The sequence below is a fragment of the Snuella lapsa genome, from assembly GCF_039539345.1.
Classification (GTDB): domain Bacteria; phylum Bacteroidota; class Bacteroidia; order Flavobacteriales; family Flavobacteriaceae; genus Snuella; species Snuella lapsa.
The window spans coordinates 66889-84025 of record NZ_BAABCY010000007.1 but is presented as its reverse complement, the minus strand read 5'-3'; the positions used below and the strand labels follow the sequence as shown (position 1 = coordinate 84025).

17 protein-coding genes and 1 tRNA gene are annotated in these 17137 nt (G+C 35.5%); 13 read left to right on the top strand and 5 right to left on the bottom strand.

The window, feature by feature from the left end; all coding sequences use genetic code 11:
- Positions 1 to 205 precede the first annotated feature (205 nt).
- Entirely contained in the window at positions 206 to 910 is a 705-nt protein-coding gene (locus ABD792_RS01170; RefSeq protein WP_345003875.1) for an RluA family pseudouridine synthase, read from the top strand.
- Between the two features lie 60 nt (positions 911 to 970).
- Here the strand turns inward: ABD792_RS01170 and ABD792_RS01165 are convergent, their stop codons facing one another.
- Both ABD792_RS01165 and ABD792_RS01160 read right to left on the bottom strand, forming a co-directional pair.
- Entirely contained in the window at positions 971 to 1597 is a 627-nt protein-coding gene (locus ABD792_RS01165) for a CPBP family intramembrane glutamic endopeptidase (RefSeq protein WP_345003874.1), read from the bottom strand.
- Between the two features lie 2 nt (positions 1598 to 1599).
- Positions 1600 to 2058 carry an Lrp/AsnC family transcriptional regulator gene (locus ABD792_RS01160; RefSeq protein WP_345003873.1) on the bottom strand — a complete coding sequence of 153 codons (459 nt, stop codon included), beginning with the start codon at positions 2056 to 2058 and terminating at the stop codon, positions 1600 to 1602.
- Positions 2059 to 2216: 158 nt separating this feature from the next.
- Here ABD792_RS01160 and ABD792_RS01155 point away from each other — a divergent pair, with 158 nt between their 5' ends.
- Positions 2217 to 3419 (top strand): aminotransferase class V-fold PLP-dependent enzyme, encoded by a 1203-nt coding sequence (locus ABD792_RS01155; RefSeq protein ID WP_345003872.1) that lies wholly within the window; start codon positions 2217 to 2219, stop codon positions 3417 to 3419.
- 3 nt (positions 3420 to 3422) lie between these two features.
- Here the strand turns inward: ABD792_RS01155 and ABD792_RS01150 are convergent, their stop codons facing one another.
- Positions 3423 to 4445 carry a metal-dependent hydrolase gene (locus tag ABD792_RS01150; protein WP_345003871.1) on the bottom strand — a complete coding sequence of 341 codons (1023 nt, stop codon included), beginning with the start codon at positions 4443 to 4445 and terminating at the stop codon, positions 3423 to 3425.
- Between the two features lie 107 nt (positions 4446 to 4552).
- On the opposite strand from ABD792_RS01150, the gene nhaC reads away from it, so the two are divergent.
- The 10 genes from nhaC to ribB all read left to right on the top strand — a co-directional run bounded on the left by nhaC (position 4553) and on the right by ribB (position 14838).
- Positions 4553 to 6040 carry a Na+/H+ antiporter NhaC gene (gene nhaC, locus ABD792_RS01145; protein WP_345003870.1) on the top strand — a complete coding sequence of 496 codons (1488 nt, stop codon included), beginning with the start codon at positions 4553 to 4555 and terminating at the stop codon, positions 6038 to 6040.
- 141 nt (positions 6041 to 6181) lie between these two features.
- Positions 6182 to 6820, top strand: coding sequence for a peroxiredoxin (locus ABD792_RS01140; RefSeq protein WP_345003869.1), 639 nt, complete (start codon positions 6182 to 6184; stop codon positions 6818 to 6820).
- 12 nt (positions 6821 to 6832) lie between these two features.
- On the top strand, positions 6833 to 7144 hold the full coding sequence (locus tag ABD792_RS01135; protein WP_345003868.1) for a thioredoxin family protein: 312 nt from the start codon (positions 6833 to 6835) through the stop codon (positions 7142 to 7144).
- Positions 7125 to 7382, top strand: coding sequence for a DUF6952 family protein (locus ABD792_RS01130; protein WP_345003867.1), 258 nt, complete (start codon positions 7125 to 7127; stop codon positions 7380 to 7382). Before ABD792_RS01135 ends, ABD792_RS01130 begins: the two co-directional genes overlap by 20 nt.
- A 149-nt stretch (positions 7383 to 7531) precedes the next feature.
- Complete coding sequence (gene tpx, locus ABD792_RS01125; RefSeq protein WP_345003866.1) at positions 7532 to 8032, top strand: thiol peroxidase; 501 nt, start codon at positions 7532 to 7534, stop codon at positions 8030 to 8032.
- A gap of 14 nt (positions 8033 to 8046) precedes the next feature.
- Complete coding sequence (locus ABD792_RS01120; RefSeq protein WP_345003865.1) at positions 8047 to 8415, top strand: diacylglycerol kinase family protein; 369 nt, start codon at positions 8047 to 8049, stop codon at positions 8413 to 8415.
- A 63-nt stretch (positions 8416 to 8478) separates the two neighbouring features.
- Positions 8479 to 10872 (top strand): FtsK/SpoIIIE family DNA translocase, encoded by a 2394-nt coding sequence (locus tag ABD792_RS01115; RefSeq protein ID WP_345003864.1) that lies wholly within the window; start codon positions 8479 to 8481, stop codon positions 10870 to 10872.
- 12 nt (positions 10873 to 10884) lie between these two features.
- Entirely contained in the window at positions 10885 to 11520 is a 636-nt protein-coding gene (gene lolA1, locus ABD792_RS01110; RefSeq protein ID WP_345003863.1) for an outer membrane lipoprotein periplasmic chaperone LolA1, read from the top strand.
- Positions 11521 to 11658: 138 nt separating this feature from the next.
- Positions 11659 to 13659, top strand: a complete 2001-nt coding sequence (locus ABD792_RS01105) for an LptF/LptG family permease (protein ID WP_345003862.1) — start codon at positions 11659 to 11661, stop codon at positions 13657 to 13659.
- A 15-nt stretch (positions 13660 to 13674) separates the two neighbouring features.
- Positions 13675 to 14838 carry a 3,4-dihydroxy-2-butanone-4-phosphate synthase gene (gene ribB, locus ABD792_RS01100; RefSeq protein WP_345003861.1) on the top strand — a complete coding sequence of 388 codons (1164 nt, stop codon included), beginning with the start codon at positions 13675 to 13677 and terminating at the stop codon, positions 14836 to 14838.
- 1 nt (position 14839) lies between these two features.
- On the opposite strand, the gene ABD792_RS01095 is transcribed toward ribB, so the two are convergent.
- Positions 14840 to 16042, bottom strand: a complete 1203-nt coding sequence (locus tag ABD792_RS01095; protein WP_345003860.1) for a DegT/DnrJ/EryC1/StrS family aminotransferase — start codon at positions 16040 to 16042, stop codon at positions 14840 to 14842.
- Between the two features lie 22 nt (positions 16043 to 16064).
- Positions 16065 to 16694 (bottom strand): NAD(P)H-dependent oxidoreductase, encoded by a 630-nt coding sequence (locus tag ABD792_RS01090; protein ID WP_345003859.1) that lies wholly within the window; start codon positions 16692 to 16694, stop codon positions 16065 to 16067.
- Between the two features lie 315 nt (positions 16695 to 17009).
- Here ABD792_RS01090 and ABD792_RS01085 point away from each other — a divergent pair.
- A tRNA-Ser gene (locus ABD792_RS01085) sits at positions 17010 to 17094 on the top strand.
- Positions 17095 to 17137 lie beyond the last annotated feature (43 nt).

Genomic DNA, 17137 nt, shown 5'->3' with positions numbered 1-17137 from the left:
GAGGACAAACTCTTCGATAGGTTGGTTATTGCTAATATCACAGGATTATGACGAAAAACGGATATTCAATAATGATAAAGATGATTTCAAAATTTAAATCAACGCTAAAACACTAACATAAAACCAGTTTCCTAACCCATCTAAAAATCTAACCATACTAATTGATCTATACCTCTAACCCATCTAAAAATCTAACAGTTCTAAAATGTCTAATACGTCTAAAGTTGTATCCAACAAATCAAACTTACAGGTTCTTTACGAAGACAACCATATTATCGTAGTAAATAAACGTGCTGGTGATATTGTACAAGGCGACAAAACCGGGGACAAACCACTGAGTGACATTGTTAAAGAATTTTTAAAGGAAAAGTACAACAAAGCAGGGAATGTATATTTAGGAGTCGTACATAGATTGGACAGACCCACTACCGGCATTGTCGTATTTGCTAAAACAAGCAAGGCTTTACCAAGACTCAACAAACTATTTGCCGACAAAGAAGCAAAAAAAACCTATTGGGCTATCGTAAAGAACACACCAAAAAAAGAGTATGGCACACTCACGCATTGGTTAAGAAAAAATCCAAAAAACAATAAGTCTATGGCTTTTGAAAAAGAAGTCAACAACAGTAAAAAAGCTATACTACATTACAAACTTACAAAACAGCTTAACAACTATTTTTTATTGGAAATAAATTTGGAAACTGGTAGACACCACCAAATACGGTCCCAGCTTTCAAGCATTGGATGCCCTATTAAGGGAGATCTTAAATATGGTTTCGACAGAAGCAATACCGATGCAAGCATCCACCTGCATGCTAGACAAATTACCTTTATGCATCCAGTAAAGAAAGAACCAATTGCTATTACAGCTCCTTTGCCAAAAGACGCACTATGGGACGCTTGCTTATAAACGAAATTTTCTACTCCTAAAATTAAACATCCTTTAAGATTTCCTCTAAATAGCTCTTGATCAAACAGGAAACCCCAACATACTCCCCATCCCCACAGTAAACAACCAACTACCGTAAATGGCATGCTCTATAGAAACCAGCAACGTCGATTTTGTTTTGTTAAAAGTTATAGCAAACAATAGACCTCCTAAAAAAGTCAATACAATCACTAAATTATTTTTAAAAAACAGATGTCCTAAGGCAAATACGACAGCATTTAAAAACACAAATAAGGATTCGTTCTTAAGCAAAACTTTATACCGTTGGAAATAAAACGTTCTATACACCAACTCTTGGGGATATACTGAAAACACACTATAAACAAATACAAAAAACAACCAAAGAAGCGGGTTTTCCAACAATACCTGAAAAAGTTTTCCCCTATTGGTAAACCAAACAAAACTACTTGTAAGCACAACTATTAGCAACAGCTTAACTAATACTAGTTTCCAAAACAGTCTCCAACGAAGTGTCGGATTTATTTTAAACTTTAGGTTTTCAACCTTTAATAACACGTATACAACATAAACAAACCCTATAATGCCAAGCAACATTTTAATCCATATAGGATATTGTACCGTAAAGCTTACTGGTAGTAAAACAAATAAGGTAAAAAACTCTAATCCTTTATAACTTACACCATTCATATTCACACAGTAATTGCTGTAGTATGCTTCACTTCATTAATTACAAACATACTATGGGTACTACCAATATGGTTAATCGTCGTTAGTTTTTTAACCATAAATTCACGAAACGATGCCATATCTTTTACAATCACCTTCAACAAATAGTCGTAATCCCCACTAATATGATAACACTCCAGTACCTCATCAATAGTAGACACCTCCTTTTCAAAACGCATAACAAAATCTTTACTATGTTGTATCAGCTTAATATGACAAAATGCCATAAAAGACTTATCGATGGTTTCTTTATTAATTAAAGCAACATAATTACTTATAACACCACCCTTTTCAAGTTTCTTTATCCGCTCGTATACAGCTGTAACCGACAAATTTAATTTATTAGAAAGCTCTTTATTGGTTTGTTTACAATCTTGCTGTAATAAAGCCAATAATCTTTTATCTGTTTCATCAAATACCATAATTGATTTATTTTCTTAAAAACCCACTTGTTTCTTTTACAAACAATAAATATATCTAAAAAAATTAAATTAAATAGATTTATATTCACACAAACAAATATATCATTGATTTTTTATTTACTTAAAATTAATTTTGCTATAAAATAAACTTTACCACAATGACTTTTAAACCCGCAAATAATATACAGGACTTACAATACTTTGGAGAATTCGGGGGAGTCAATCCATCGATTTCAGATTCTTCGACCTATACCTTTCTCTCTGCCAAAACAATGTTCGATACTTTTGAAGGCAATGCAGACGGCTGTTATCTATACTCCCGTCACTCATCACCTTCCAATCTATATCTAGGCGAAGCTTTAGCCGCCATGGAAGGCACCGAAACAGCTAATGTATCTGCTTCTGGAATGGGAGCTATTACACCTGTTATTTTGCAATTATGCAATGCTGGTGACCATATCGTTTCGAGTAGAACGATTTACGGGGGTACCTATGCATTTTTGAAAAACTTTACGCCAAAATTTAACATCAAAACGTCTTTTGTTGATATTACAAAGCTGGAAGCTGTTGAACGGGCTATTACTAAAGATACTAAGATTCTGTATTGTGAATCTGTAAGCAATCCGCTATTAGAAGTTGCAGACATAAAAGGTTTATCCTTTATTGCTAAAAAGCATAACTTAAAACTCGTTGTAGACAACACGTTTTCCCCCTTATCCATATCACCAGCAATCCTTGGAGCCGATATTGTAATACATAGTTTAACCAAATTCATTAATGGTTCAAGCGATACCGTTGGAGGGGTTGTTTGTGGTTCTCAAGAGTTTATTGACACCTTACGAAATGTTAATGATGGTGCATCTATGCTCCTCGGACCAACTATGGATAGCTTAAGAGCTGCTTCCATCTTAAAAAACCTTAGAACCTTACACATAAGAATGCAACAGCACAGTAAAAATGCTATGTATCTTGCCGAAAAATTTGAAACTAAGGGTTTAAAAACAGTCTATCCAGGTCTAAAGTCACACCCTTCACATGAACTATTTAAACGTATGATGAATGCACAATATGGCTTTGGGGGCATGCTAACAATTGATGTTGGATCTTTGGAAAAAGCAAATGAACTCATGGAAATGATGCAGGACAAAAACTTGGGCTATCTGGCTGTAAGTCTTGGTTTTTATAAAACTTTGTTTAGTGCACCAGGCACCTCAACATCATCCGAAATTCCGCTTGAAGAACAACAATCAATGGGACTTAGTGACGGATTAATACGCTTTTCTATAGGGCTGGATGCCGATATTGAACGTACCTTCCAAATGATGTACCAGTGTATGGAAGTTCTTAATATAGTTTCCTAACATCTAAATCCCTTTTATACGTTGCCACAATTTTAGCATAATAACTTTAAAGTTATCAAATTTAGGCTCAAAAGGTTTCATATTGAATCGGTTGTTTTCCTCAAAAAGCTGTAAACTAAATACAGAAGAATTTGGGTCGTTGCTATCTAATAAGGGATAACGATAATCATTATATTGATATGTTTTTTCACCTACTTTATAGATGCTATAATACCCATTACTAAACTTAACTAAACGCTTTAAATCCTTATATCTTGCAACTTGAATGGCACGTTGTTTGGGTAAATATTTAAAATCCAAAAAACGATTTTTAGTATCCAACAACGAATAATTTGCCATGGCATAAGTTGTATCCGTTTCGGCTATACCATACCACAATACATTATTAAATATAGCTGGTTGCGTGCTGTATCTTGAAAAAGGTATATTGTTTTCAATTAGCGATTGCTTAAAAATAAAATTTACGTACAACTTATTGCAAAGTGTCAATACCATATACACTGTACTTATTCCAACACCCAACTTTAACCAAACACCTCGCCTATTACTGTTTCTTTTAAAAAACATTAAAACAATCGTACACACCAAAAACGGTAAAGTGTAAACAGGATCTACCACCGCAATATTATTAAAAGCTATTCTGGATTCGGAAAAAGGCACAAACATTTGTGTTCCATAAGGAGTAAAACAATCTAATACAATATGCGTAAATAGAGCCAGAAAGCACATCCATATCCAATCTTTTTGCGTTGTTGTATTTAAACGCCTTCCCGAATTATAAAACTTATGAGCTAACCATCCAAAGCCGAAAGCTCCTACAACAGAAAACAAAACAGAATGCATAAAGCCCCTATGAAAAAGCATAGCGTCAATAGCATTACCATACAACAAGTTGCCCACATACACATCCAAATCTGGAACAGTCCCCCCTATGGCGCCAAACAATAATGCTTTATTACCTATTTTTTTTCCTAAAACGGCTTCGCCACAAGCAGCACCAAGTACAATCTGGGTTAAAGAATCCATAATCTCAATTAATATAAAATACAAATGTACACAAGTCATGGTATTTGCACATTAATAATCAAAATCGTAACATTACATGATTAAATCATTTAACGACTCTTTCATTTATGAATAGCCAAGACATTACTCCTAAGCAACCACAAGACGAAAACATTATTGAAAATAAAGAATTAAATATATGGGAAGCACTAATTCCCGTAATTGCCCTAGTAGGCATGTTAGCCTACAATGTTTTTGTTTATGGAGATGATGCCCTAAGCGGAAGTAATCAATTTATATTGCTCCTTGGTGCAGCAGTAGCTGCTGTTGTTGGTATTTATAACAAAGTATCATTTACCCAAATGATTGATGAAGTAGCCGAAAACGTTAAATCAACAACCGGTGCCCTTTTAATCTTATTAATGGTAGGAGCTCTGGCAGGTACTTGGCTTATCAGTGGCGTTATCCCCTCTATGATATATTATGGCTTACAAATTTTAAACCCTACCATATTCTTGGGAGCCTGTGTTGTTATTTGTGCTATTATATCCGTCGCTACTGGAAGTAGCTGGACAACCTCAGCTACTGTTGGAATAGCCTTAATAGGTATTGGGGAAGCTTTGGGCGTATCACTTGGCATGACAGCTGGCGCCATCTTATCTGGTGCTTACTTTGGAGATAAAATGTCTCCTTTAAGTGACACCACAAATTTAGCTCCGGCCATGGCTGGAGGCGAACTCTTTTCACATATTAAATACATGGCATTGACTACCATACCTACTATAAGCGTAACTTTAATTGTATTTATTCTTTTAGGATTTGCTCAAGACACTACTGGCGTAGCAGACACATCCCAGTTACTAAATGACATTAATAAAGCCTTTAATGTTACACCTTGGCTATTCTTAGTTCCAATAATAGTAATCGTGCTTATAGTAAAAAAGACATCGCCTCTAATAGCCCTCTTAATAGGTACTTTACTGGGCGGCCTATTTGCTGTTATCTTTCAACCTCAAGTTATCATGCAAATAGCAGAAGCAGATAGCCTCACCTTTAGGTCTGCTTACAAAGGCATTATGGATGCAATTACTGTAAAGACTAGCATCGCAACAGAAAACGAAACCTTGAAAGATTTGTTTTCGGCATCTGGAAAAGGCATGAGCGGTATGCTTGGCACCATTTGGTTAATTATTTGTGCTATGGTTTTTGGTGGCGTTATGGATGCCATCGGAGCCCTTTCCAGAATAAGTCAGGCATTGTTAAATCTGGCAACCACGACCTTTGGACTATTTACAAGTACAGTGGCTAGTTGCCTTACCTTAAACGTTACAGCATCCGATCAATATTTGGCAATTGTCGTTCCCGGTAAAATGTTTAAAAAAGCATATGAGGATCGCGGTTTAGCTCCCGAAAACCTAAGTAGAACCCTAGAAGATTCCGGTACCGTAACCAGTGTACTCGTCCCTTGGAATACTTGCGGTGCTTACCAATCTGGTGTATTGGGAGTTCCTGTTGCCGATTATTTCGTCTTTGCAATATTTAATTGGTTGAGCCCATTTATGACTTTATTATTTGCTGCTTTTTCAATAAAAATTAAACAGCTAACCTCTAAATAACTAATAATTATACTTCTAAGTATTCTATATAGTTTATTTCTATATATCGATAAGAAATTAAAATTTAAATAGTATTAAAAACTTTCTTTGTGTTTTATATTTGCGGTGTCGAAAATTAATAACAATTAAATATAAAAACACATGGCATTAGTAGGAAAAAAATTTCCAGATTTAAACGTTGACGCAATGAACGAAATGGGCGACACTTTTAAAGTGAACGTTCTAGAAGAAGCAGTTAACAACAAGAAAAAAGTTTTACTTTTCTGGTATCCTAAAGATTTCACTTTTGTTTGTCCAACAGAATTACATGCTTTTCAAGCTGCTTTAGCTGAATTTGAAAAACGCAACACCATCGTAATTGGAGCATCATGCGATACTCCAGAAGTTCACTTTGCTTGGTTAAACACGTCTAAAGATAATGGAGGAATTGAAGGTGTAACCTACCCGCTTTTGGCTGATAGCAATAGAAACCTTTCCAGTGTCCTAGGTATTTTGGATATCACAAACGAAACCTACGATGAAGCAACTGGCACTGTTCAAGTAGAAGGTGACAATGTAACGTACAGAGCAACTTACCTAATAGACGAAGATGGTCTTGTACAGCACGAAAGCATTAACAACATGCCGTTAGGTAGAAATGTTCAAGAGTTTTTACGTCTTATTGACGCCTTAACCCACGTTCAAGAAAAAGGAGAGGTATGTCCAGCTAACTGGGAAGAAGGTAAAGACGCTATGAATGCTAACAGAGACGGTGTAGCAAACTACTTGGCATCTCACTAAAAATTATAGAACATGCAAGAATTATCGCAAGACAACCTGCAAGATATTGTAAAGAGCAATGGTACTGTAGTTGTTCAATATGCAGCAACTTGGTGTGGGAATTGCAGGATAATGAAGCCTAAATTCAAAAAATTGGCTTCCGAGAATGAAGACACGACTTTTATCATCGCTGATGCTGAAAAATTTCCTGAATCAAGAAAGTTAGCAAGAGTTGATAATTTGCCAACATTTGCCACTTTTAAAAATGGGGCTTTTGTTAATCAGGTTCAAACCAATAAGTTCGAAGTTTTAAAAGAATTAGTAAATGAAGTTACCAGTAATTAAGCATCTCACTCAGTTTATAGAAGATAACGATGAGGACTTTGTAATAGAAGCCATCGAAACCCTCGAAAATTTAACCGAGGCACCATCTCTTAAAGACGAAGAACTAGATGTTATTGGCGAACTTATTTCTAATATGTATGGAGCTATAGAGGTTCATAAATCAATAAAAGAGGGTACTCCCAAAAAAGAAGCATTAAACGGCTTTATGAAACGGGTACTTGGTTCTATTGACTCCTAAGACATCTTTTACAACTTTAAACAAATAATAAAAACGCTTTGCTTGAATAATTAAGCAAAGCGTTTTTTATTTGTGTATTTTTTTAAATAAGAAACGGCTTTAAAAGATTAAATATTCCTATTTTTAAATTTTTAAAACAATTTAATATTATGGCAACAGTATCATTAAAAGGCAACCCAATAAATACAATAGGAGCACTTCCCGAGGTAGGTTCGATAGCTCCCGATTTTGAATTAACAAAAACAGATTTATCCGACGTAACGTTAAATGACTATAAAGGATCTAAAGTTATCTTAAACATTTTCCATAGCTTAGATACGGGCACGTGTGCTAATTCTGTCAGAAAGTTCAATGAAGAAGCCAGTAAACTGGAAAACACTAAAATTTTATGCGTATCTAAAGACCTTCCTTTTGCCAATGGCAGATTTTGTGAAGCTGAGGGCATAGATAATTTAGAAGTACTCTCTGATTTTAGAAACGGTAATTTTGGAAAAAACTACAATTTGGAATATGTTGACGGCCCCATTAGAGGTTTATTGTCCAGATGCATTATCGTATTGGACGAAAACAGCAAGGTATTACACACCGAACAAGTTTACGATGTTGTTACAGAACCCGACTACGAATCTGCTTTAAACGCATTAAAATAATTCATTACAAATAGATGTCAAAAAAAGACTCCTTTTTTGTCAACCGCTTAAAAAGTATCGGGTATGCCTTTAAAGGAGCCTTTCTACTTGTAAAAACCGAAGCCAGTATTAAAATTCAATTTACAATTGCAATTTTAGTTACTGCTGCAGGGTTCTTTTATCATATTTCTGCTAACGAATGGATTGTTCAACTCTTGGCTATAGGACTTGTTATGAGCGTAGAAGGCATCAATACGGCCATAGAGGAGATTGCAAATTTTATCCATCCCGAACATCATAACAAAATAGGTTTTATAAAAGATATAGCTGCCGGAGCGGTTTTTATAGCAGCGCTTTTTGCTATTATAATTGGCTTGATAATCTATATTCCCAAGATTTTTTAAAATACTATTTCACTTAGGATAAACGTTTGTAATTTGTATTTTTGTTTAAACTAAAAGGCATTAATGGCAAAACAAAAGACCAAGGCTAAAAAAACACCTAGAAAAAAATTAAGAATCCCAAGTTTTAAGCTATCCAACCAGCAAAAGTTAGTTGTTGGGAGCTTTTTAGTACTTTTTGGCTTACTTTTATGTATAGCATTTATATCCCATTTGTTTACTGGCAATGCTGACCAAAGTACCCTAAACGAATTTACCTCCAGAGGTGTAAAAGCCAAAAATTGGCTTAGTAAAAGTGGTGCCTGGTTAAGCTATTTTTTTATACAACAGGGTTTTGGTATCGCTGCATTTATACTTTCTGGCCTAACAGCCCTAACAGGCATATTTGTACTCACTAACAGCAATAAAGCCAAATTAAGAAAACATTGGTTTTGGGGTCTTTTAGTAATGCTATGGCTATCTGTCTTTTTTGGTTTCTTTGGCAATATCAACGGTACGCTTAGTGGCTCGGTAGGTTTTGAAATTAATGTATTCTTACAAGACTATATAGGAAAAATTGGAACCTCACTCCTATTATTATTTGCTTTGATAAGTTACCTAGCAATACGCTTTAAAGTAACATTTCAAAGTATTACAAACTTATTTTCATCTGCGAGAAAGAACATTAAAAATGAACTGTCGGACATAGAAGAAGACCTTACCGTAGCGTTCGACAACAACCTAACCGAAGAAGCTGAAGCTATTAAATCTGCATTCGAAATCCCTTTAGATAATGATGATCCAATTGTTAAAGAAACTTCCAAACAAGAACCAACAACATTTGAGGTTAATGTTTCCCAAAAAGAAGAAGAAGCTATCGATGGTGATACATCTGAACTGAAAATAGAAGTAGAGCAAGTTGCAGAAGAACTTTCCGAAACAGATAACCTTTCCAATAAACTAGTTGAAGATTTTGGCTTATTCGATCCCACTTTAGAACTCGCCAAATACCAATTCCCACCACTTGAGCTTCTAAAGAAATACGATACCGAAGGTATTACTATTAATCAAGAAGAACTAGAGGAGAACAAAAACAAAATTGTAGAGACCCTTAACAATTATAAAATTGGTATTGCAAGCATAAAAGCAACCATTGGCCCAACGGTTACACTTTACGAAATTGTTCCTGATGCAGGGATTCGCATATCAAAAATTAAAAATTTAGAAGATGATATTGCCTTATCACTTGCCGCATTAGGCATACGTATTATTGCTCCTATTCCTGGTAAAGGCACTATTGGTATTGAAGTGCCCAATAAAAATTCGACCATTGTTTCCATGCGCTCGGTAATAGCTTCTAAAAAGTTTCAAAATTCCGAAATGCAATTACCCATAGCTTTGGGAAAAACCATTAGCAACGAAACTTTTGTTGTCGATCTCGCCAAAATGCCCCACTTGCTTATGGCAGGTGCCACAGGACAGGGGAAATCGGTTGGATTGAATGCGGTATTAACATCACTTTTGTACAAAAAGCACCCGGCTGAAGTAAAGTTCATTTTAGTAGATCCCAAAAAAGTAGAACTCACTTTATTCAACAAAATTGAACGCCATTACTTAGCTAAATTACCAGATAGTGAAGATGCTATCATAACAGATAACACCAAGGTTATCAACACATTGAATTCGCTTTGTATCGAAATGGATAATCGCTATGAGCTGCTTAAAAATGCTATGTGTCGAAACATAGCCGAATACAACGCGAAATTCAAGGCTCGAAAACTAAATCCTAATGATGGCCATCAGTTTTTACCTTACATTGTTTTGGTAGTTGATGAATTTGCCGATTTGATTATGACCGCTGGAAAAGAAGTAGAAACACCTATTGCGCGTTTAGCCCAATTGGCACGTGCTATCGGCATCCATTTAATCATTGCCACGCAGCGTCCATCGGTGAATGTTATTACGGGTATTATCAAGGCCAACTTCCCGGCACGTATTGCTTTTCGTGTAACTTCAAAAATAGATTCCAGAACCATTTTGGATGGCTCTGGTGCTGACCAGTTAATAGGTCGTGGTGATATGCTGTTCACCCAAGGCAATGACGTTATTCGTGTACAATGTGCTTTTGTGGATACCCCAGAAGTTGAAAAGATTACAGACTATATTGGCTCCCAAAAAGCATATCCCGATGCTTATCTATTACCAGAGTACGTTGGAGAAGAAAATGGCACAAGTCTTGATGTAGAAATCTCAGATAGGGACAAGCTATTTAAAGAGGCCGCCGTTGTAATTGTAACAGCCCAACAGGGCTCTGCTTCCTTATTACAGCGTAAGCTAAAATTAGGATATAATCGAGCCGGGCGATTAATAGACCAATTAGAAGCCGCTGGGATTGTAGGCCCCTTTGAAGGTAGTAAAGCCCGTCAGGTTTTAGTAACAGATTTAGCTGCTCTAGAACAGCTTTTAGAAAACGAAATATAATTGAAGAAAACAATGAGAACCTTTATTACTATATTATTTTTCACATTAACCTTTACTGCTTTTTCCCAAAACAAGGGCAAAGCCCTTTTAAACGAAGTTTCTGATAAAGTAAAAAGCTATGATAACATAGCCATAGACTTCAAGTATATACTGGAGAATACTTCAGAAAATATTAAACAAGAGACTCGTGGTGACGTCATCTTACAAGGCGACAAATACAAATTAAACATTCTTGGTATCACTAGACTTTTTAATGGACAAACCTTATACAATATCAGCCCAGAAGACGAAGAAGTAACCATTTCTTCAGAAAGTGACAACGAAGAGGACAGTATTACACCCAGTAAAATGCTATCTTTTTATGAAGATGGCTACACCTACAATTTAGATATTGAACAAAATGTTAAAGGCAGAAAAATACAATATGTAAAATTAACGCCAATTGATTCAAATTCTGAAATAAAACATATTCTTTTAGGTGTAGATGTACAAACAAAACACATATACAACTTAATACAAATAGGTAAAAACGGTACAAAAACTACACTTACGGTCAATTCTTTTAAAACAAATGAGCCAATATCGAAAAGCCTATTTAACTTTGACGCCGATAAATACAAAGATTACTATATCAATAAACTCGATTAATTTGACATTGAAGCACATTATAGTTTATAAAGATTATTATCTTTTTTTAGAACATCCAATTCGAGAACGCAGTGATTATTCACGTTCTCAATTTTATAATTAATTTGTTGAACAAATAATTAGTAAGATTAAGAACCTGTGAAAATACTAGATCGGTACATATTAACCACATACCTAAGAACCTTTATGAGTGTATTTATTATACTCATAATGATTTTTATTTTACAAACCATTTGGCTTTACATAAAAGAACTTGCTGGAAAAGATTTGGACATAATTGTTGTTGCAAAGTTTTTAATCTATTTTACCCCCAAGTTAATTCCTCTAGTACTACCTCTCACTATCCTGCTATCCTCGATTATGGTCTTTGGTAGCTTTGCCGAAAACTATGAGTTTGCAGCAATGAAATCTACGGGCATTTCACTACAACGGGCTATGTCTGGCTTAAGCGTTTTTATAATAATATTGGGTATTACAACTTTTTTCTTTTCCAATAACGTCATACCTTGGGCCGAATACAATTCGTATAACCTCCGAAGAAACATTGCAAAACTAAAGCCGGGTATGGCCATAGCCGAAGGGCAGTTTACCAATATAGGGGACAACTATAACATTAAAGTAAGAAAAAAGAGTGGAGACAGGGGGCAATTCCTAGAAGACGTTATTATACACAAAAAGGATGCAAATGGCAGAATCAACGCTGCTACCATAACATCTAAAACAGGTGAACTTGTTGGAGAAGAGAAGTCTAATGTGGTTAAGCTAATACTGTTTGATGGCTTTTACTATGAAGACATCCCCAAAAAGAATACATCGGAAAGAAAAAAGCACCCATTTGCTAAAGCGTCTTTCAAAAAGTATGATTTTAATATTGACCTGACGGAATTCAACAAAGTAGACCTTGAAGAGAAATCATACGACGACAGATACAATATGTTAAACATAAAAGATCTGGACTACACCATCGATTCACTTATAACAAAGCAATATGAGAACCATGAGACACTTGTATCTAATTTATACAAGCGGTCTAATGTTTATAAAGTAAAACCTAAACGCGCTCCAGTAGCAAAAGAGGTAAAAAAAACAGCCGCAGAACAAAAAAACGACTCCATTTATACCGGCGAAATTTTAGAGCTTTTCGACACAAAAACAAAAACGCAAATTGTAGACGTAGCTCAAAAATCGGTTGTATCTACACAACAACTTATTACGACCAAAAAAAACACCTCAAAATTAGCTAAAGTATCTTTTAACAGACACATAATAGCATTTCACGAAAAATTAGCACTAGGCTTTGCTTGTATCATCCTGTTTTTTGTTGGCGCTCCTCTTGGTGCATTAATTAGAAAAGGAGGCATTGGTTTACCAATGGTTATAGCTATTTTACTTTTTTTAACCTATCATTTCATAGGTATTTTTGCCACTAATAGTGCTAAAAATGGTAGTTTCAACCCCGTATTGGCCAGTTGGTTTTCCACACTTGTTATGCTCCCCTTAGGTATATTTTTAACCAAGCGTGCTACGGCCGATAAAGGTTTATTTGATATAGATAGTATTATAGAACCTTTAAAAAAGGTTTTAAATATAAAAGAAAAGAATAGTGTTGATTATAAATTCTTGAATTCTCATACCAATGACCAATTAATTGATGTCATTAAAAATTATGAGACACTTGGTCATGAAGAAAATTGTCGTTTCGAAGCTATTAAAATTTTAAATAACCGAAGCATTTCAACCAAAGAATTGATTGCAAACGGACTTCCTCTTAACAAAGATTATCTCACTTCAGAAACAACCGTTAAAAACTATAAAGATCATGCTAAGTTTTCCATAGTATTATATGGCGTTGGTGTTGTTCTACTCGTTCTATTTTTTGTATTTAGAAATAATAAGCTACCTTCATTAGCTACAGCATCAATCCAACTTAGTTTTGTTTCCCTTTTATTGTTTATAATTTATTATGTAAAATCACTATTAAACATATCTTCTTTTTATACGCATCTAAGCAAAAAAAGAAAACGGCCTAATCTAGCCCTATTAATAATAGGATTTCCTTTATATATGATTAGTCATCCCTTTTTAAATTCTAAAATAAAGGAAGACTTAAAATTTAATTGTTTAGATTCTTTAAAATAAGAATATCTTTGCACCATGATTACAGATACCATGACGACAAACAATAACACTGCTAATTTTAAATTAGATACCATTCACGACGCAATAGATGATATTAGAAACGGAAAGGTAATTATAGTTGTAGACGACGCTAATAGGGAAAATGAAGGTGACTTTGTAGCGGCTGCCGATAAGGTAACCCCTCAAATGATAAACTTTATGGCCAAACACGGTAGAGGACTTATATGTGCTCCTCTTACAGAAAACAGATGTAAGGACTTAGAGCTTAACATGATGGTTAGAAACAATACCGACCCCATGGAAACGGCATTTACGGTATCGGTAGACCTAAGAGGTAATGGGGTAACCACTGGGATTTCTGCCAGTGATAGGGCAAAGACCATTAAAGCGCTTACCGATCCATCTACCAAACCCTTTGAATTAGCCCGTCCTGGTCATATTTTTCCTTTGGTTGCTAAAGAAGGGGGCGTATTAAGACGTACCGGACATACCGAAGCCGCTATAGATTTTGCAAGATTAGCTGGCTTAACCCCTGCTGGTGTGATCGTTGAGATTATGAATGACGACGGTACCATGGCGCGCTTACCTCAACTCATTGAAGTAGCAAAAAAACTAGACATTAAACTTGTTTCCATCGAAGATTTGGTAGCCTATAGAATGCAACACGATTCTTTGATTGAGAAAAAAGAAGATTTTCAAATTGAAACCCGTTTTGGTAGCTTTAGATTAAGAGCATACCAGCAAACCACCAATAACCAGGTACACATAGCCTTAACAAAAGGACAGTGGAAAGACGACGAACCTGTACTCACCAGAATAAACTCTACGCTGGTTAATAATGACATTCTGGGTACCTTAACCAATAATGCCGACAAGCAATTAGATGACATGTTTAAGGTAATTGACGATGAAGGCAGCGGTGCCATTATATTCATTAATCAGGAGTCACAGTCTATGAACCTATTAAAGCGCCTATCCTTTTTAAGGAGCAATCAGCAGCCACATAAAATCGCTAAAGCACCACGAATAAATATGGATAATCGGGATTTTGGTATTGGGGCTCAAATTCTTCATGACCTAAACATTCACAAGCTGCGTTTAATCTCAAATACCGAGCAAACCAAACGTGTAGGTTTAATAGGTTATGGGCTGGAAATTATTGAATATGTCAATTATTAAGCTAAGCAACTATTAAAATATCTTTTATAGCTTTAACCATAGCTTCTGCCCTTTCTTTAACCTCTGCTTCTGTCCATGATAGTTTTATCAGGCAAGAAATGTTTCTACCGATATAATGATCGGACTTAGCAAACGTTTTGGTCTTAAGATACTCTAGACCAGCCTTAACTTCGGCAGCTATTGGGAATAAAGATTTTAATTCCTTTAAATGGTCCCATTTACGCACATAATGCCAATTGTTATCATAATAATGAAAACAACCATCCACACCAGCTTCTTTTAAGGCACTTGATGCTTTACGTGCTAGCTCCAAATTGGGCAAAAAGAAACTTAAAAACGCATAACTTTCCACTCCGCCATTGGGGACTGCTCTAAAAGTAACTTCAGGAATTTCTGAAAGTGCAGCTCTCAAAATATCGTAATTAGTCTTCTGAATTGATAAAAATTCGGGTAAGCGTTTTACCTGTGCCAATCCAACTGCTGCGTGCAGTTCCGAAATTCTAAAATTATACCCTAAAAACGGATGGGTTTCAGCTCCTCTATCAGCCCCAATATGATCATGCCCATGATCGCTGTAATGATCTGCATGCGTGTAATAGGCTTTATCATTGGTAATAACCGCTCCACCTTCACCGCAGGTAATGGTTTTAACAAAATCAAAAGAAAAACATCCCAAATCGCCAATACTACCCAAAGGTTTTCCCTTATAAGTCCCTCCTATAGCCTGGCAAGCATCTTCAACCAAAACTAAATTGTGTCGCTTACTAATATCTTTCAAAGCCTCCATATCCCCCATACTGCCACACATTTGTACAACCATAATCGCCTTGGTTTTTTCGGTAATAGCTTTCTCTACAGCCTTTGGACTTAAAGCCAGTGTATCGTCAATATCTACCAAAACAGGAATTGCTCCCAACATCATAATAGCTTCAAAACTCGCAACAAATGTAAAGGTTGGCATAATAACCTCATCTCCAGCCCCAACCCCGGCAGTAGCTAAAGCGACAGATACAGCTGCCGTTCCGCTAGACACCAGTTGCACATAATCTGATTGCAAAGCACTGCTTAACTCACTTTCCAATTCCTTAGCTTTCCAATGGCCTTTGCGCATACCATCAAAGCCATAGCGCATTAACACGCCTGTATCTAAAACATCGTGTATTTCTTTACGTTCTGCGCTACCAAATAGTTCAAATCCGGGCATATTCTATTAGTTTTCTAAATATTTATAATTCTATAATGGTTTCTTTTAACGACTTTCTTACTTTTTCAAAGTCTGCAAACATATCATCACTGGCACGATAGCCAACAGGTAACAATAAAACCGATTTTAAACCTTTTTCACCTAGCTTAAGCATATCGTCATAACTATCGGAAATAAAACCTTCCATAGGACAAGAATCAATACCTTCTACAGCACACACCGTCATCAAATTCCCCAAAGCTATATAGGCTTGATTTTTTGACCACTGCTGGCGTTCTTCCACAGACATCTTGCTAACCGTTTTAATAAGTGCTTTCTTGTAAGGCTCCAATATCGTTTCTGAAGTATCACGTATTGCTTTTATATTCTTATAATAGTCATTAACATCTGCTTCAATAATGTCATTCTGAATGCAAATAACTAGCAAATGGGACGCATCCAAAACCTGTTTTTGATTATAGGAATATTGCACCAATGATTCTCTTTTTTCCTTATTTTCAACTATAACGAGTTTGATAGTTTGCAAACCAAAGGAAGTTGCTGTTAAGTTAAAGGCCTGCTTTAAAACATTCAACTTAGCATCAGACAACTTTTTAGTGGCATCAAACTTTTTAGTGGCGTAACGCCATTCCAAATATTTTATCGTATCCATTAGTACTGATATATTTATGCAAAAGTAAGATTTTGAAGTTCGGTTTCTAGCATTATACATTATAAAATAAAGTTTTTTCTGATTCTAAAAACGTAAAGCGCCAAGTTTCTGGTATATGCAAATCAAACTTTTTAGAATAAGTTTAGAGTCTGTTTAAATAACTCACTAAAGCTGAACGTATAAACTATTTTAATAGATAAATCCTATGCTATAAAGAAAAAAATATTTTCAAAAAAATTGAATTTTACTTGAAAGAATTAAAAAAGGATTCTATATTTGCACCCGCATTCAGCAAATAGCTGATGAGGCACTCAAGGAGAAATGGCAGAGTGGTCGAATGCGGCAGTCTTGAAAACTGTTGAGGGTCACACCTCCGGGGGTTCGAATCCCTCTTTCTCCGCTAGGAATTAACTAAATTCCACCAAAAGCCCATAAACACTATG

Bases quoted from the DNA above. Each gene is read 5' to 3' on its own strand.
- ABD792_RS01170 (WP_345003875.1), top strand. From the start codon at position 206: ATGTCTAATACGTCTAAAGTTGTATCCAACAAATCAAACTTACAGGTT.
- ABD792_RS01165 (WP_345003874.1), bottom strand. From the start codon at position 1,597: ATGAATGGTGTAAGTTATAAAGGATTAGAGTTTTTTACCTTATTTGTT.
- ABD792_RS01160 (WP_345003873.1), bottom strand. From the start codon at position 2,058: ATGGTATTTGATGAAACAGATAAAAGATTATTGGCTTTATTACAGCAA.
- ABD792_RS01155 (WP_345003872.1), top strand. From the start codon at position 2,217: ATGACTTTTAAACCCGCAAATAATATACAGGACTTACAATACTTTGGA.
- ABD792_RS01150 (WP_345003871.1), bottom strand. From the start codon at position 4,445: ATGGATTCTTTAACCCAGATTGTACTTGGTGCTGCTTGTGGCGAAGCC.
- nhaC (WP_345003870.1), top strand. From the start codon at position 4,553: ATGAATAGCCAAGACATTACTCCTAAGCAACCACAAGACGAAAACATT.
- ABD792_RS01140 (WP_345003869.1), top strand. From the start codon at position 6,182: ATGGCATTAGTAGGAAAAAAATTTCCAGATTTAAACGTTGACGCAATG.
- ABD792_RS01135 (WP_345003868.1), top strand. From the start codon at position 6,833: ATGCAAGAATTATCGCAAGACAACCTGCAAGATATTGTAAAGAGCAAT.
- ABD792_RS01130 (WP_345003867.1), top strand. From the start codon at position 7,125: ATGAAGTTACCAGTAATTAAGCATCTCACTCAGTTTATAGAAGATAAC.
- tpx (WP_345003866.1), top strand. From the start codon at position 7,532: ATGGCAACAGTATCATTAAAAGGCAACCCAATAAATACAATAGGAGCA.
- ABD792_RS01120 (WP_345003865.1), top strand. From the start codon at position 8,047: ATGTCAAAAAAAGACTCCTTTTTTGTCAACCGCTTAAAAAGTATCGGG.
- ABD792_RS01115 (WP_345003864.1), top strand. From the start codon at position 8,479: ATGGCAAAACAAAAGACCAAGGCTAAAAAAACACCTAGAAAAAAATTA.
- lolA1 (WP_345003863.1), top strand. From the start codon at position 10,885: ATGAGAACCTTTATTACTATATTATTTTTCACATTAACCTTTACTGCT.
- ribB (WP_345003861.1), top strand. From the start codon at position 13,675: ATGATTACAGATACCATGACGACAAACAATAACACTGCTAATTTTAAA.
- ABD792_RS01095 (WP_345003860.1), bottom strand. From the start codon at position 16,042: ATGCCCGGATTTGAACTATTTGGTAGCGCAGAACGTAAAGAAATACAC.
- ABD792_RS01090 (WP_345003859.1), bottom strand. From the start codon at position 16,694: ATGGATACGATAAAATATTTGGAATGGCGTTACGCCACTAAAAAGTTT.